Here is a 14,757-nt window from a genome sequence, read left to right as displayed (position 1 = left end):
GCAAATAGGTTCGTCGGCGCAGTTTCGCTGCCCCCTAATCCATATGCCGGAAAAGAAAAAGGGGCCGGTCAGCCCCTCGGGCTGGACCTTATCGGGTCACATTATATCGGAGCTGGTCCTCGGTAAGCTGGAAGCCCACAAGCAATTCGAAGCTGGCGCGCTGGATCGCGGCGCGAACTTCTGGGTCCGCCATCGGATCGAGCGCGGCATCGGCATCGCCCGGGCGGCGCTTGCGCGTGATTTTTTCAACGATTTCGGCTGGCAGTGCAGCCGCAGCCGGATCGATATAGCCTGCGGCCTTGGCCGGGGCACTGGCGCGGTTTTGGCCATCCGCGAAATTGAGCGTCACCTGCCCGATGCGCTTTGCAACCACGGCAGTGCCGCCCTGCACCACGGTCGAATAATAAGGCAAGGTCACTGAACGCGCACCGCTGGCATTGCTGCGCCGTGCCTGCACCTCGAAATCGGCCTGCGAATAGATTTTCGCGCCTTCGCTGTTGCACGATGCGCGCAATTTGGTGATCGTCGCAACGACGTCCACCGAATCCGACGTCTGGCCGGCTCCGGGGCTGAACAGCGTGATATCACCTGTACCTTCGGCAACGGCAACGGTGGGGCAACCCGTACGGGTCGCTGTAAAACCAACGCCCGATGACACGTCCAGATCGCCATCGCCTGCACATCCTGCGAGCGTGAGCGCAGCGAGCGGCAAAGCGAAACGGACAGATTTCATGGGCATTTTCCCTTCGAATTACTTTGGCCTTTCGACCTTGCAGGGTCTTTATCGGCGCTTCCCCAACTGTGCAACAAGGGAAAGTCCTTGGCCAGCGGCGCGACACTATCTAAATGACATTGCCGATGACTGAACAAAACTCTCCCAAACCGCCGTTGAAGATCATGCTGGCCGCGCCTCGCGGCTTTTGTGCAGGGGTCGATCGCGCCATCCAGATTGTCGAGCAAGCGCTCGATCGCTTTGGCTCGCCCGTCTATGTTCGCCACGAAATCGTGCACAACAAATTTGTGGTCGACAGCCTGAAAGCCAAGGGCGCCATTTTCGTCGACGAACTGGACGAGGTGCCTGCTGGTGCCCATGTCGTCTTTTCAGCGCATGGCGTGCCCAAGTCGGTTCCGGCGGATGCCGAAAATCGCGGACTATCCTATTTCGACGCCACCTGCCCACTGGTTTCCAAGGTGCATCGCCAGGCCGAACGACAGGTGGAGGCCGGCCGCCACATCATCTTTGTCGGCCATCGTGGCCACCCCGAAGTGATCGGTACATTTGGCCAGGTGCCTCAGGGCGCGATGACGCTGGTGGAAACCGTCGAGGATGCCGAAAATCTGCAGGTGCCCAATAGCAGCAATCTTGCTTTCCTGACGCAAACTACGCTGTCGGTCGATGATACGGCGGATATCGTCGCAGCGCTGCAGCGCCGTTTTCCGGGCATTGTGGGCCCGAAGGGTGAGGATATCTGTTACGCCACGTCTAACCGGCAGGCAGCGGTAAAGGCGATTGCCGGAAGCTGTGACATGCTGTTCGTCATCGGTGCGCCCAACAGCTCCAATTCGCTCCGCCTCGTCGAAGTCGCCGAGCGCGCGGGCACCATATCCCGGCTTGTTCAGCGTGCCGAAGATATCGATTTTGCCTGGCTTGATGGCGTTAAGACATTGGGCATCACCGCAGGCGCTTCGGCGCCCGAAGTGCTCGTCCGCCAGTTCATCACGCACCTCGCCACGCGTTTCGATGTGAGCGAGGAACAGGTGGTGACGGCAGAGGAAAGCATCACCTTCAAGCTGCCCCGGGGCCTGGTGGCCGCCGCCGATCCGGTCTGATGGCTGTTTACACGCAGGTGAGTGCTGAGGCCGCAGAGCGGCTGTTGGCGCTGTACGATGTCGGCCGGCTGGTTTCGCTCAAAGGCATCGCCGAAGGCGTAGAGAACAGCAATTACCTGCTCGAAACTGATCGCGCGCGCTTCATCCTGACCTTGTATGAAAGCCGGGTCGATCCGGCGGATCTTCCCTATTTCCACAACCTCCTCGCACATCTGCACAATGCCGGATGCCCGGTGCCACGCTTCATCGATGATCGGCAGGGTAACTGGCTGCAAGACCTGCTCGGCAAGAAAGCCTGCCTGATTGAGTTTCTGCCCGGTATCTCGGTATCCGAACCGACCCCGATCCAGGCGGCAGCGGTGGGCAAAAGCATGGCGCAGATGCACAAGGCGGTTGCAGGTTTCAGCGAAGCCAAGCCCAATCCGCTGGGGCAGGAAAGCTGGAAACCTCTGTTCGAACGCTGCGACCGTGCAGCTGCCGAAAGCCTGCTGCCCGGGCTCGCCGACGACATTGCGCGCGAATGCGATTGGCTGGAGGCAAACTGGCCGAGCGAACTGCCGAAACATGCCGTGCATACCGATCTTTTCCCCGACAATGTCTTGTTCCGCGGCGATGCGGTTGGCGGACTTATCGATTTCTATTTCGCTTGCACCGATTTTCGCGCGTTCGACCTTGCGGTGACCCATGCCGCCTGGAGTTTCAGCAATGACGGCAAAAGCTATCTCGCCGATATCGGCCGTGCGCTGTTGCAAGGTTATGGCGAAGTCATCCAGTTGAGCGATGCGGAAAAGCAGGCCTTTGCGCTGCTCGCCCGCGGCGCTTCGTCACGCTTCCTGCTCACCCGGCTTTATGACTGGATCAACACGCCCGCAGGCGCACTGGTGACGCGCAAGGACCCGCTGGCATTCCACCGGCGGCTGGAATTTTATCGCAGCGCCGATGTCGTAGCATTATTCGGTGTCGAGCAATGAAGAAGGTCGAAATCTTCACCGATGGCGCGTGCAAGGGCAATCCCGGCCCAGGCGGCTGGGGCGCGGTCGTGCGTTATGGCAAGCATGAGAAGGAAATTTCGGGAAATGATCCCGACACCACCAACAACCGCATGGAAATGACGGCGGCGATCCGGGCACTGAACCTGCTGGTCGAACCCTGCGCCGTGACATTGCATACCGACAGCAAATATGTGCTCGACGGCATCACCAAATGGGTCGAAGGCTGGAAGCGCAACGGCTGGGAAAATGCCTCGAAGCAGCCAGTGCGCAACGCCGATCTATGGCACGAATTGATCGAGGCCGTCGCCCGCCACAAGGTCGAATGGGTGTGGGTCAAAGGCCATAATGGCCATGAAGAGAATGAACGGGCCGACCGCCTGGCGAGCGATGCCGCCGAAGCGGTCGGTCGGTAATCAGCCCTCGCGCACTTCCGCGCCGGGGCCGTTCTTCAAAATCGATTCGATAGCGTTCTTGGCCGATGCCTTGCTCTTATAGCCTTCGGTCCAAAAGATGGTTTCGCTGTTATATTTGAAGTAGGCGACATATTCGCCGGCCTTGTTCTGCTTGATCTCGAAATAATGGGCCATAAAACCTCCTCACGCTGATGCGTATCGCGATAGTAGCGGCCCGTTGCGAACAGACAAGCAAAGCGGTGTAAAATTACGCAAAGCGGCTAGGATCATATTGATTGATTGGCAAATCAGGATCGGTTTTCCGTTCGAGAAGCAAATCGCCCGCCAATTTGGCAACTGCCGGTGCTGTCTGAATTCCGAAACCGCCTTGCCCAGCCAACCAAAAGAAACTGTCAACCGCCCCGTCGCGCCCGATCACAGGTTTACGGTCAGGCGCAAAGCTGCGCAAACCGGCCCATTTGCGTTCTAACCGTTCGATTTTCCAATCGACCACCTCTTCAAATCGGGCAATCGCCATTGCCACGTCCAGTTCTTCAGGCGCGGCATCGCAAGGCGGCGTTTCGATTTCGTCATGCGGGCTAAGCCACAGGCGGCCACCCGCTTCGGGCTTGAAATAGAAACTGCCATCCAGACCGACTACCAACGGCAGGTCGGCCGATGCTGCTGGCGAAACCTGCAACTGCACCACGGTTCGCCGATATGGCTGGATGCCCAGAGGCTGCACCCCGGCCATTTGCGCGATCGTATCAGCCCATGCACCTGCGGCATTGACGATGGTTGTCGCCTCATACAGCCCAGCCTCGGTTTCAATCAGCCAGCACCCGTCGCGGTGGGAAAGGCTTCGCACCCGCGCGCGGCACAGCGGCTTGCAGCCATGGGTACTTGCTGCACGCAAATAGGCCTGATGCAATCCCGCAACGTCGATGTCGCAGCAATCCGGCTCCCACAAGGCAACGTCCCAGCCGCTTCGCCGACCGGAGAGGTGGCGGTCGATTTCGTCCGCTTCGATCTTTTCCAGTCGCACCGGACTATCCGCAAAATCGGCGAGCATTGCTGCGGCTTCGCCTTTGCTTTCCGCGGTGCCGATGTGCAGCGATCCGCGCGGGATCAGGAAGCCCTTTTCAGAAAACTCGTCGGGCGGGGTTGCAAGAAATGCCCGTGATGCCGTGGTCAGCGGCTGGATTGCCGGGCCGCCATAGGTCTCGCTCCAGAAGGCAGCGGAGCGACCGGTTGAATGGTAACCCGGAAATTCTTCTGCCTCGAGCAGCAACACCGATCGTTCGCCCGACAGTTCGGCTGCAAGGCTGGCACCGGCCATACCGGCGCCGATGATGGCCACATCGAAACGCGTCATTGTTTTGGGGCGCGCTCTTCGAAAAAGCGCGATATCCGATCAAGGCACATATCACGGACCGGGTCGGCCTCGCGCAGCAATTCATGCGCTGCTTCATTGCCAAAAAGCAGCAATTCGCTGTTCGGCAAACGTTTGGAATCGCGAACGATGCGCTGCGTATCAACCAGCCTGTCGGCAGTGGTTGCCATCAACAGGATCGGCGTGGTGATTTTTTCGAGGGTGCCAGGGGCGTTCAATTGCCGGGTCGATTCGATCGCACGCTCCACCCAATGCCAGCTCGGGGGGCCAAGCCGGACTTCGGGCCGCGCTTCCCACCAATATAGTTCATCGGCATAGCGGCGGCTGTCGTGGGTCAATATCTTTGCGCGGACACTGAGCGGGGAGCCGGGCTTTTCGCCCTCTTTCCAGGCCGCCCGCTCAGGATTGCCAAGCCCGCGCATAAGCCGCGCAACCGCGTGGTGCATGAAATAGGGCAGCCCCGTCGTCTGAATACCCAGCATGGGTGCCGACAATGCAACTGCAACCGGATCAATGGCCTTCTCGGCAAGCGCACGCATTGCCAAATGCCCGCCCATGCTGTGGGCTACCACCACATGCGGGCCCGGGGTGGCAGCTTTCCACTGCGCCCAAAAGGCTTTGAGATCGTTTATCCAGGTCGAAAAATCATCGATATGGCCAACATGCGCGTCGTCTAGCAGCCGGCCGGAACCGCCCTGCCCGCGCCAATCAATCGATGTGACTACCCAACCTTCGCGCGAATAGCGGTCGAGCATTTCAAGATATTTTTCGTAATGATCGCCGCGTCCGGGCAGGAAAAGCATCGCGCCACGCGGCTGTTGCGCGGGTTTCCCATTGGCTGAAATCGGGCTCAGGTCGATGCGCCGGATTTTCCAACCGTCAGTGGCAATCCAGAATCCCTCCACCGCATTTGCAGGAATGGATCGACCTTTAGTTTCCATTTCGGCGTCGGCCATGATTACCTTTTGGTAAGCTCTGATGGTTAACAGGTGTGCAATATGAACCTGTCTCTCCTCGCTTACGCGCTGCTTGGCGGCTTGGCAATCGGCCTGCTGGTGTCGATCTATTCGGACATACGCTACCGACTTATTTACAATTGGGTGACAGGCCCCATCGCCCTGGCCGCACCGCTTTACTGGGTTGCGACGGGCACATTCGGCTGGCCCGAGATCGGCTATTACCTTGCTGCCGGATTGGCGACTTTCCTGTTCTTTGCGCTGTTTTTCCAGTTCGGGATGATGGGCGGAGGGGATGTCAAACTGTTCGCTGCCGTGGCGCTCTGGTTCCCCCCTTTGGTGGTCGTAAAGTTCGTCTTCAATGCCAGCCTGCTCGGCGCTTTGGTAACCATAATCTTCTTTGCCATTCACAAGATCCGGAAAGCAGAGGGGCCCGTCCGGATACCCTATGGTGTCGCGATTTCACTCGCCGGCCTTTGGTGCAGCGGTGAACAATTTTTTAACCATTTTAGGTGATTAGCTGTCTCATTCAGGGGACCGTTCAGGAGCTTGTTCGTCATGGATAGGAAAAAAGTCATATTGCTGGTCTGTGCGCTGTTGATAGCCGCAGTCACCGCCTTCATGGCGCGCAGCATGTTCTCAGGCGGAGGCGCCGCACCACGGGCCGTCGCCCAAAAGCCGGTACCCACCGGCCCGAAGGTCATCGTCGCCACGCGTGCGTTGCCGGTCGGCACCATCCTTACGGAGGATGCCATCCGCTATCAGCCCTGGCCTGCCGAGCTGATCGAGGAAGCCTATTTCATCCGCAAGGACGGACAGCCTGACCAGACTTCGACGCTGATTGGTACCGTTGTGCGCAATCCGATCACGGCAGGCCAGCCGATTACCCAAGGCTCGCTTGTTGCCCCTGGTGATCGCGGTTTCCTTGCAGCGGCACTTGGCCCTGGCATGCGTGCGGTCTCGGTTCCGGTATCGGCACTGACCGGCGTTGCAGGCTTTGTGTTCCCGGGCGACCGTGTTGACCTCGTCCTGACGCAGAATGTGAATGGCGCGGGCACCGGACAAGCCCTCAAGGTTTCGGAAACGATCATCCGCAACCTGCGCGTATTGGCAACCGACCAGCGTTCTACACCCACCGTCGATGCCAAGGGCAAGACCGTCCCGTCGAAGTACAAGCTTGTCACCATTGAGGTGACACCGCGCATCGCCGAAAAGATTGCAGTTGCGCAGACCATCGGCACCATCAGCCTTTCGCTGCGCTCGCTCGCGGACAATGCCGCCGAACTCGAAATGGCGTTGGCATCAGGCGATGTGAAACTGCCCAAGGGCGCTTCCCCGGAAGAGGAGGAGAAAATCCTCGCCTCGATCCAGAAGCAGCCGACCGCTGGCCCGAGCACCTATGCAACCGGCGGTGACGTCTCGCGCTTCCAGCGTTCGACCCCTCCGGCCATCACGCCGGTCCAGATCGCTGCTGAAGCGGTTCGCGTCGAAAAGCAGATTGAACAGGTCCGTCGTGGCAGCGTCGTCCGCGTTTCGCGCGCCGGCAACGTCGAAGAAGTCAATGTGGACCGGAGGTAATAACAATGAACATCAAGACATTCATGAAATCCGGTGCCGCTGCGATTGTTTTCGCTGCCTCACTGACGAACCCCGCCGTTGCGGCGCCCGCCAAGGCTGAAGCCGCCAGTGCAAAGGCCGGACGTGTCATCGTCCTGTCAGTCGGTCGCGGCGAACAGATCAACCTCGGCGCTTCGGTTTCCGATGTGGTCGTATCAAACCCGCAGATTGCCGATGTCGACGTGCGCAGCCCGCGCCAGATCTACATCCTGGCAAAAGGCCAAGGTGAAACCACGGTTTATGCAACCGATGCTGTCGGCCGCACGGTCTATTCAGCTACGGTGCGCGTGGGCAACAATCTCGACTCGATCGACCAGATGCTGCTTCTCGCCATGCCTGAAGCCGACATCAAGGTTGCGACCATGAACGGCGTCGTGCTGCTGACCGGTACGGTTGCGCAGCCTGAAGATGTGCAGGAAGCCGAAACGCTGGTGCAGGCTTTTGTTGGCGACCAGACCAAGGTTGTCAGCCGCCTGAAGACCGCCGTTCCGATGCAGGTCAACCTGCAGGTTCGCATTGCCGAAGTCAGCCGTTCGCTGGCCAAGGAAATCGCTTCGAACTTCACCACGCGTGACAATGACGGCAATGGCCTGGTGTTCGGCATCGGTCGCGGTCGCAATGTCGGCACCATTGGCGATATCAACACATCGGGCCTTCCGCGCCTTGATGCCTCGTCGCTTTACGGTCTGCCGGCAGGTTCGATTTCGCTGCCCTTCGATCCAGCCACTGGCCGGTTCATCACTGGGGGAACGCAGTTCACCTTCAACAATCCGGTGGGCAGCAATGCGCTGAACCTCGCCGGTCGCTTATTCGGCATCGATATTGCGGCAGCGTTTGACATTGCAGAGCGCGCCGGTCTTTCGACGACCCTGGCACAGCCCAACCTGACGACGATTTCGGGTGAAACTGCAGAATTCCTAGCCGGTGGCCAGTTCCCGATCCCGGTTGCCGACAATTTCGGTTCTACCTCGGTGCAGTTCCGCGATTTCGGTGTCAGCCTGCGTTACACGCCGACAGTGCAAGCCGACGGTCGCATCCTGCTTCGCGTCCGCCCGGAAGTTTCGGACATCTCGTCGCAAGGCGCTGTGCGTATCGCTGGCACGGAAATCCCGGCCATCACCACCCGCATGGCGGAAACGACTGTGGAACTCGGCTCTGGCCAGAGCTTCATGATCGCAGGTTTGCTGTCGAACTCGGCCAACACCTCGATCGACAAATATCCGGGCCTTGGCGACGTTCCCGTACTGGGCGCGCTGTTCAAGTCCAATGGCTGGAAACGCAACGAGACCGAGCTGGTCATCGTCGTGACGCCCTATCTGGTGAAGCCGGTTTCGGAATCGGAAATCAAGCTGCCGACCGATGGCTATAACACGCCGACCGATCTGGAGCGCATCCTGCTCAACAAGACCGCGTCGAACACCAACGGCCCGACCGATCGACCGGTCCCGACCGTTGCCACCGACAATGTGAAGGGCCCGGAATTCGGCACCGTCAGCGAAGCTGCACCGGCCATCAGCCCGAAACAGGCAAACAAATCGAAATCGGGTGACGCTTCGTCGGCACCAGGCTTCAGCTTTAACTGAGTGATGTGAGGAGCAAGAACATGCGCGCAAAAATCCTTTTGACGGCAACTTTGGCCTTCACGCTCGCCGGCTGCGGCGCAATCGGTGAGAACACCTCGCTCTATTCGACCAACCAGCCCGTTGTGCAGCGGAGCAACTATGCCCTCGACGTCAATGTCGATGGCGGCAGCGGTTTGTCTTCGTTCGAACAGGATCGCATCACGCAATGGTTCGAGGCGATGAAGCTGGGCTTTGGCGATCGCATCGCAGTTGACTTCGGCGATGGCTATGCCGACGCCGCGACCAAGCAGGCAGTGGCCGATTTGGCCGCGAAATATGGCATGCTGGTAAGCGAAACGGCGCCGGTCACCTCCGGCAATGTGGCCCCGGGCACCGCCCGCGTGGTTGTTACCCGTTCAACCGCCAGTGTTCCCAACTGCCCGAATTGGAGCAAGACGACCGAAGGCAACTTCAATTCGGCCAATCACCCGAATTATGGCTGCGCAGTCAACAGCAACCTCGCTGCGATGGTCGCTGATCCGGAAGATCTGGTTCGCGGCCGCGAATCCACGCCTGAAAACAGCCGTGGTGGCACCCGCAAGAAAGTTGGAGGCACCAAATAATGAACGCTCCATGGAAATCTGCCTCTATTGGGTCGCGTGACCCGTTCATGGCCTATGTCTGCGATGACCTGACCCTCGATGTCGTTCGCACCGTTTGCGACGATATGGGTTGGCCGCAGGAAAAGGCTTTCAAGGGCGGTCTGCGCAACGCAATCCAATCGCTTTCGGTTTCGGCAAGCCCGCAGATCCTGCTGGTTGACCTGTCGGAATCGGGCGATCCGATTGCCGACATAAACGGCCTTGCCGAGGTGTGCGAACCCGGCACCGTGGTTATCGCCATGGGCCAGGTCAACGATGTCCGCCTTTATCGCGACCTGATGATGTCGGGCCTGCAGGATTACCTGCTGAAGCCGGTCAGCCCCGATGCGCTGCGCGATGCGGTGACGCACGCGCAGATGGTGCTCAACGCGCCCAAGCATGATGACAGCGCGAAGGAGCATACGCATCTTTCGACCGCAGTCATCGGCACGCGCGGCGGTGTTGGTGCGTCGACGATTGCAACCTCGCTTGCGTGGCTGCTGTCCGAACGCATGGATCATCTGACAGGCCTGCTCGATCTCGATATCCATTTCGGAACCGGCGCGCTTGCGCTCGATCTGGAACCGGGTCGTGGCTTGACCGACGCGATCGACAATCCCAGCCGCATCGACGGGCTGTTCATTGAACGCGCGATGATCAAGGCGAATGACAAGCTTTCGATCCTGTCGGCCGAGGCTGCCATCAGCAACCCGATCATGACCGACGGCTCGGCCTTCTTCCAGTTGCAGGAAGAATTCCGCGCGGCATTCGAAAATACGATTGTCGACCTGCCGCGCAACATGCTGATCGCCTATCCGCACCTTCTCCACGACGTGAACGTCGCTGTGGTGGTGTGCGAGCTGACGCTGGCTTCGGCCCGCGATGCAATCCGCCTGCTGGCATGGCTGAAGACCAATGCACCGTCGTGCCAGACTCTGGTCGTGGCGAACAAGGTCCAGGCCGGTGGCGTCGAAATTTCGCGCAAGGATTTCGAAAGCTCGATCGAACGCAAGATCGACCTCGTCATTCCGTTCGATTCAAAGGCTACCGCCCAGGCTGCGAAGCTCGGCAAGCCGGTCGTGGATTCAGTGCGATCGAGCAAGGTTGCCAGCGGCATCGTAACGCTCGCCGAAATGATCAAGTCAACCGGAACCCCGGAACCGGTGGAAGAGGAAGTCAAATCGGCCTCGAAAAAGTCCATGCTCGGCGGTTTCAAATCGCTGTTGGCAAAAAAATAACACTCAATCGTCATGATCAGCCTTCGATGTTCGAAGGCCGGTTAGACGGGGGCAATAAGCGATGAACAATCTGATACTCCTTGCCGGCCTCCTGTTATCCTTGGGAATGGTGGTCTATGTCTTTGCCGGACCGGCAACGGGCAAGGCTGCATCCCGGCGTTTGAGTGCAGTGAAAATTCGGCACTCCGACTCGGTTGATGCCAAGCTTGAGCAGCAAATGCGCAAGGCCGTTGCTGCGCGCCGCCCGATCACCTTCACCGAAGGCTCAAAGATGAGCCCGATTGATCGCCTCCGCCTGCGCCTGCAGCAGACCGGCAAGAAATGGGCGCTGAACCAGTATCTCTATACCACTGGCGGTATTTTCGTCGTTGCGCTCGGTATTCTCTCGATCCGCGGCGCACCCGTGATGCTGGCATTCGGCCTGGCGCTGTTCCTGGCGCTTGCGGTGCCGCACTTTGCGGTCAGTTTCCTGATCAAGAAGCGTATCAACGATTTCACGACCAAATTTCCTGAAGCCATCGAGCTTCTCGTCCGCGGCTTGAAATCGGGTCTTCCCGTTGGCGAGACGCTGACCGTCGTCGCACGCGAAATTCCCGGCCCTGTCGGCGAAGAATTCAAGATGGTCACCGAAAAGATCAAGATCGGCAAGACCATGGAAGACGCACTGCAGGAAACTGCCGAGCGCCTCGGCACGCCCGAGTTCCAGTTTTTTGTGATCACGCTGGCAATCCAGCGCGAGACCGGTGGTAACCTCGCCGAAACGCTGTCGAACCTGGCAGATGTGCTGCGCAAGCGCGCACAGATGAAGCTGAAGATCCGCGCCATGTCGTCGGAATCGAAGGCTTCGGCCTATATCGTCGGCTCGCTGCCGTTCGTGGTCTTTGGCCTCGTCTGGTCGGTGAACCCCGAATATCTGGCAGGCTTCTTCTACGAACAGCGCCTGATGGTCGCCGGCCTGGTCGGCATGGTCTGGATGGCGATTGGTGTCGGCATCATGGCCAAAATGGTCAGCTTTGAAATCTGAGCGCGGGGGTACAATAGAATGAACAGTACACAACCCGGCCCGGAACTGATGGGTGTCGACGTACTCTGGGTCGCCACCTTGCTGACCGCGATTGCCAGCTTTGCGGTAATCCTTGCCATCTATGCCGCGGTTACCGTCCGCGATCCGATGGCCAAGCGCGTCAAGGCATTGAACGAACGCCGTGAGCAGCTGAAGGCTGGTATCTCGGCATCGACGGCCAAGAAGCGCGCAAAGCTTGTGCGCAACACCGAAACCACCGACCGGATGCGTCAATTCCTGTCGTCGCTGAAGGTTTTGCAGGATGACCAGATCAAGGTTGCCCAGCAAAAGCTGGCCCAAGCTGGTATCCGCCGCAAGGAACTGGCTGTTGCAGTCATTTTCAGCCGCCTTGTTGGCCCTATCGTCCTTGGTGGCGCCGCTGGCATGTGGATCTATGGCTTAGGCGGCTTGGCTGACTGGACTGCGTTCAAGAAGTTCGGCGCGTTCGCGGCAATCACCATATTCGGATACAAGGCCGCCGACATTTATCTGGGCAACCTGATCCAGAAGCGCACCGATGCTATCCGCAAGGGCTTGCCGGACGCACTCGACCTTCTGGTGATTTGCGCTGAGGCCGGCCTGACAGTCGACGCAGCTTTCAACCGCGTTGCCAAGGAACTGGGTCGCGGCTTCCCCGAACTGGGTGACGAATTCGCGTTGACCGCAATCGAACTCGGCTTTTTGACCGAACGCCGCATGGCTTTCGAAAACCTCGCCTATCGCGTCGATCTCGACTCGGTAAAGGGCGTTGTCACCACGATGATCCAGACCGAAAAATATGGTACGCCGCTGGCATCAGCCTTACGCGTGCTGTCTGCCGAATTCCGTAACGAGCGCATGATGCGCGCAGAAGAAAAGGCCGCGCGCCTGCCTGCGATCATGACGGTGCCGCTGATCCTTTTCATCCTGCCGACGCTGTTCATCGTGATCCTTGGCCCGGCAGCATGCTCGATCGGCGACGCATTCTCGAAGCGCTGATCGATCCGAAATCTCAAAAAGGAAAAGGCGGGAATTGCTTCCCGCCTTTTTCGTTTCAGGCTGCAACCACCTGCTGCTCGATCACCCCGAAAATCGGATGGTGCTTTTCATCTTCCATCCAGATCCGCACCGTATCGCCGGGCTGCATGAAGGGGGTTTCGGGCTTGCCCTTCTGGATCGTCTCGATCGTGCGTACTTCGGCAAGGCAGCTATAGCCCAGACCGCCCTCGCCTATCGGCTTGCCCGGGCCGCCATCGGCATCCCGATTGGAAACAGTGCCTGATCCGATGATCGTACCCGCAACAAGGCTGCGCGTTTTCGCGGCATGGGCGATCAGTTGGCCGAAATCGAAGGTCATGTCGACGCCAGCGTCTGCGCGTCCTAACGGTTTGCCATTCAAATCGACGCACAGCGCACCGTGCAGCTTGCCGCCATCCCAACGCGCACCCAGCGCCTCTGGCGTCACAAACACCGGCGAAAAGGCACTGGCGGGTTTCGATTGGAAGAAACCAAAGCCTTTCGCAAGCTCATCCGGAATGAGGCCGCGCAGCGAGACATCGTTGGTCAAACCGACGAGCCGGATAAACTCGCGCGCTTCGTCGGCGCTGACACCCATCGGTACATCACCGGTGACGACAACGACTTCTGCCTCCATGTCGCATCCCCATGCGACATCGCCGAGCGGAATATCGTCGCGCGGCCCAAGGAATCCGTCGGAGCCGCCCTGGTACATCAGCGGATCGTGCCAGAAACTCTCTGGCATCTCGGCCCCGCGCGCCTGCCGGACCAGTGCGACATGGTTCACATAGGCCGAGCCATCTGCCCATTGATACGCACGCGGCAGCGGCGATGCAGCATCATGTTCGTGAAAGCGTTCCTTGGGGATTACATCATGCTCGAGATCGGTAGCCAACGCTTCCAACCGCGGTGCAATACGAAACCAATTATCGAGCGCTGCCTGCAGGGTGGCACAAATATGGCTGGCATCAGCAAACCAGGCGAGGTCGTTCGAGACGACAACGAGCTTTCCGTCGCGTCCGGATTTCAGTGAGGCAAGTTTCATAGGGGCATCCTGTTGTGGTGGTGCATCATGGCGGGAATACGGGCTTGCAGCAATCGCATTATCCTGCCTAGATTATGGGAATTGGGGAGACAGTGGCTATGCGATGGAAAACGCTTGCCGCCGCACTTCTTGTTGCGACTGCCATGGCCGGTCCGTCGACCAGCCAGGTTGGCTTCAACAACCGCGAGGCGGCGGAAAATGGCTGGTCTATGGAGCAAGGGCGCAGTGCCGCTTGGCATTATGCGCAGCACCGGCGATTGTCCTCGGCGCTTGCCGCCTTGCAACCGCAGCGCCCTGGCACCATCGATGCTTATGTGGTTTCGATCGGGCTTGATTCCGATCCTGTTTTCGGGCGCGAAGCGGGCGAAGCGCTGAAGGTGCTGACCCGGCGCTATGGTGCCACAGGCCGCTCGCTTTTCCTTGCCGCAGGGGCCGGCAATGAAGGCATGGGTACGCCGCAAGGATCGCCGCCCAACCTTGCCACCGCTCTGGCGGCGGTCGCTGCGAAGATGAATGTCAAAGAGGATGTGCTCGTCCTGTTTGCGACCACCCATGGCGACCCGCGACTGGGGCTCGTCTATCGCGACGGGGACAAAGCCATGGGCATGATTGCCCCCAAGCGACTGGCAGCCTTGCTTGATGATCTGGGTATCCAGCGTCGGTTGATCATCCTTTCGGCCTGTTTTTCGGGTGTTTTCGTACCCGTGCTCAACAGTGATCAATCGGTTATCATAACCGCCGCCTCGTCGCAGCGCACATCGTTCGGCTGCAACCCCGGCAATGATTGGACCTTTTTCGGCGATGCCCTGATCAACACCGCGTTGCGCAAGCCGCAAAGCCTCGAGCAGGCCAATGACGAGGCGCGATCGCTGATCCTGCTGTGGGAGGCGGGGCGCGGTCTGGTGCCGTCCGATCCGCAGATATTCATCGGGGACAATGCCCGAACCTGGCTCAACGCACTTGAGGCGCGCGTACCCAAGACTGAAACGCCCAAGGTCGGGCGCGCTGCCAACGAAACTACCTGACCGCACG

Annotated in this window: 16 protein-coding genes; 11 read left to right on the top strand and 5 right to left on the bottom strand. The window is 59.3% G+C overall.

Annotation, left to right across the window (positions count from 1 at the left end; translation table 11 throughout):
- Window positions 1–88: 88 nt before the first annotated feature.
- Entirely contained in the window at window positions 89–733 is a 645-nt protein-coding gene (locus ACFSAG_RS00860; protein ID WP_381510627.1) for a hypothetical protein, read from the bottom strand.
- A 125-nt stretch (window positions 734–858) separates the two neighbouring features.
- On the opposite strand from ACFSAG_RS00860, the gene ispH reads away from it, so the two are divergent.
- The 3 genes from ispH to rnhA are packed head-to-tail and all read left to right on the top strand — an operon-like array spanning window position 859 to window position 3,235.
- Window positions 859–1,830, top strand: a complete 972-nt coding sequence (gene ispH / locus ACFSAG_RS00855) for a 4-hydroxy-3-methylbut-2-enyl diphosphate reductase (protein ID WP_381510625.1) — start codon at window positions 859–861, stop codon at window positions 1,828–1,830.
- The gene (gene thrB, locus ACFSAG_RS00850; protein ID WP_381510623.1) at window positions 1,830–2,801 is read left to right on the top strand and encodes a homoserine kinase; all 972 of its coding nucleotides are present in this window, start codon (window positions 1,830–1,832) and stop codon (window positions 2,799–2,801) included. The genes ispH and thrB overlap by 1 nt, the downstream gene beginning before the upstream one ends.
- The gene (rnhA, locus tag ACFSAG_RS00845) at window positions 2,798–3,235 is read left to right on the top strand and encodes a ribonuclease HI (RefSeq protein ID WP_381510622.1); all 438 of its coding nucleotides are present in this window, start codon (window positions 2,798–2,800) and stop codon (window positions 3,233–3,235) included. Before thrB ends, rnhA begins: the two co-directional genes overlap by 4 nt.
- Here the strand turns inward: rnhA and ACFSAG_RS00840 are convergent, their stop codons facing one another.
- The 3 genes from ACFSAG_RS00840 to ACFSAG_RS00830 all read right to left on the bottom strand — a co-directional run bounded on the left by ACFSAG_RS00840 (window position 3,236) and on the right by ACFSAG_RS00830 (window position 5,563).
- Entirely contained in the window at window positions 3,236–3,409 is a 174-nt protein-coding gene (locus ACFSAG_RS00840; RefSeq protein WP_381510620.1) for a YegP family protein, read from the bottom strand.
- Between the two features lie 73 nt (window positions 3,410–3,482).
- Entirely contained in the window at window positions 3,483–4,589 is a 1,107-nt protein-coding gene (locus tag ACFSAG_RS00835; protein WP_381510618.1) for an NAD(P)/FAD-dependent oxidoreductase, read from the bottom strand.
- Window positions 4,586–5,563 (bottom strand): alpha/beta fold hydrolase, encoded by a 978-nt coding sequence (locus tag ACFSAG_RS00830; RefSeq protein ID WP_381510617.1) that lies wholly within the window; start codon window positions 5,561–5,563, stop codon window positions 4,586–4,588. The genes ACFSAG_RS00835 and ACFSAG_RS00830 overlap by 4 nt, the downstream gene beginning before the upstream one ends.
- Before the next feature lie 42 nt (window positions 5,564–5,605).
- Between ACFSAG_RS00830 and ACFSAG_RS00825 the strand changes: the two genes are divergently transcribed.
- The 7 genes from ACFSAG_RS00825 to ACFSAG_RS00795 all read left to right on the top strand — a co-directional run bounded on the left by ACFSAG_RS00825 (window position 5,606) and on the right by ACFSAG_RS00795 (window position 12,662).
- Window positions 5,606–6,079 carry an A24 family peptidase gene (locus ACFSAG_RS00825; protein WP_381510615.1) on the top strand — a complete coding sequence of 158 codons (474 nt, stop codon included), beginning with the start codon at window positions 5,606–5,608 and terminating at the stop codon, window positions 6,077–6,079.
- Window positions 6,080–6,121: 42 nt separating this feature from the next.
- Complete coding sequence (gene cpaB / locus ACFSAG_RS00820) at window positions 6,122–7,141, top strand: Flp pilus assembly protein CpaB (protein ID WP_374614519.1); 1,020 nt, start codon at window positions 6,122–6,124, stop codon at window positions 7,139–7,141.
- Window positions 7,142–7,146: 5 nt separating this feature from the next.
- Entirely contained in the window at window positions 7,147–8,763 is a 1,617-nt protein-coding gene (locus tag ACFSAG_RS00815) for a type II and III secretion system protein family protein (protein WP_381510613.1), read from the top strand.
- A gap of 20 nt (window positions 8,764–8,783) precedes the next feature.
- The gene (locus tag ACFSAG_RS00810; RefSeq protein ID WP_381510611.1) at window positions 8,784–9,365 is read left to right on the top strand and encodes a CpaD family pilus assembly protein; all 582 of its coding nucleotides are present in this window, start codon (window positions 8,784–8,786) and stop codon (window positions 9,363–9,365) included.
- Window positions 9,365–10,621, top strand: a complete 1,257-nt coding sequence (locus tag ACFSAG_RS00805; RefSeq protein ID WP_374614512.1) for a pilus assembly protein CpaE — start codon at window positions 9,365–9,367, stop codon at window positions 10,619–10,621. The genes ACFSAG_RS00810 and ACFSAG_RS00805 overlap by 1 nt, the downstream gene beginning before the upstream one ends.
- 61 nt (window positions 10,622–10,682) lie before the next feature.
- Window positions 10,683–11,645 (top strand): type II secretion system F family protein, encoded by a 963-nt coding sequence (locus ACFSAG_RS00800; RefSeq protein ID WP_374614511.1) that lies wholly within the window; start codon window positions 10,683–10,685, stop codon window positions 11,643–11,645.
- A gap of 18 nt (window positions 11,646–11,663) precedes the next feature.
- Window positions 11,664–12,662, top strand: coding sequence for a type II secretion system F family protein (locus ACFSAG_RS00795; protein WP_374614508.1), 999 nt, complete (start codon window positions 11,664–11,666; stop codon window positions 12,660–12,662).
- A gap of 55 nt (window positions 12,663–12,717) precedes the next feature.
- Here ACFSAG_RS00795 and ACFSAG_RS00790 read toward each other — a convergent pair whose 3' ends face one another.
- Complete coding sequence (locus ACFSAG_RS00790; protein WP_381510607.1) at window positions 12,718–13,725, bottom strand: fumarylacetoacetate hydrolase family protein; 1,008 nt, start codon at window positions 13,723–13,725, stop codon at window positions 12,718–12,720.
- A gap of 143 nt (window positions 13,726–13,868) precedes the next feature.
- Between ACFSAG_RS00790 and ACFSAG_RS00785 the strand changes: the two genes are divergently transcribed.
- Window positions 13,869–14,750, top strand: a complete 882-nt coding sequence (locus ACFSAG_RS00785; protein WP_381510605.1) for a C13 family peptidase — start codon at window positions 13,869–13,871, stop codon at window positions 14,748–14,750.
- The last annotated feature ends 7 nt before the right edge of the window (window positions 14,751–14,757 follow it).

The organism is Sphingorhabdus buctiana, from assembly GCF_042680825.1.
Lineage (GTDB): Bacteria > Pseudomonadota > Alphaproteobacteria > Sphingomonadales > Sphingomonadaceae > Sphingorhabdus_B > Sphingorhabdus_B buctiana.
The sequence above is the reverse complement of the archived record's forward strand: the minus strand, read 5'-3'. Positions and strand labels throughout refer to the sequence as shown.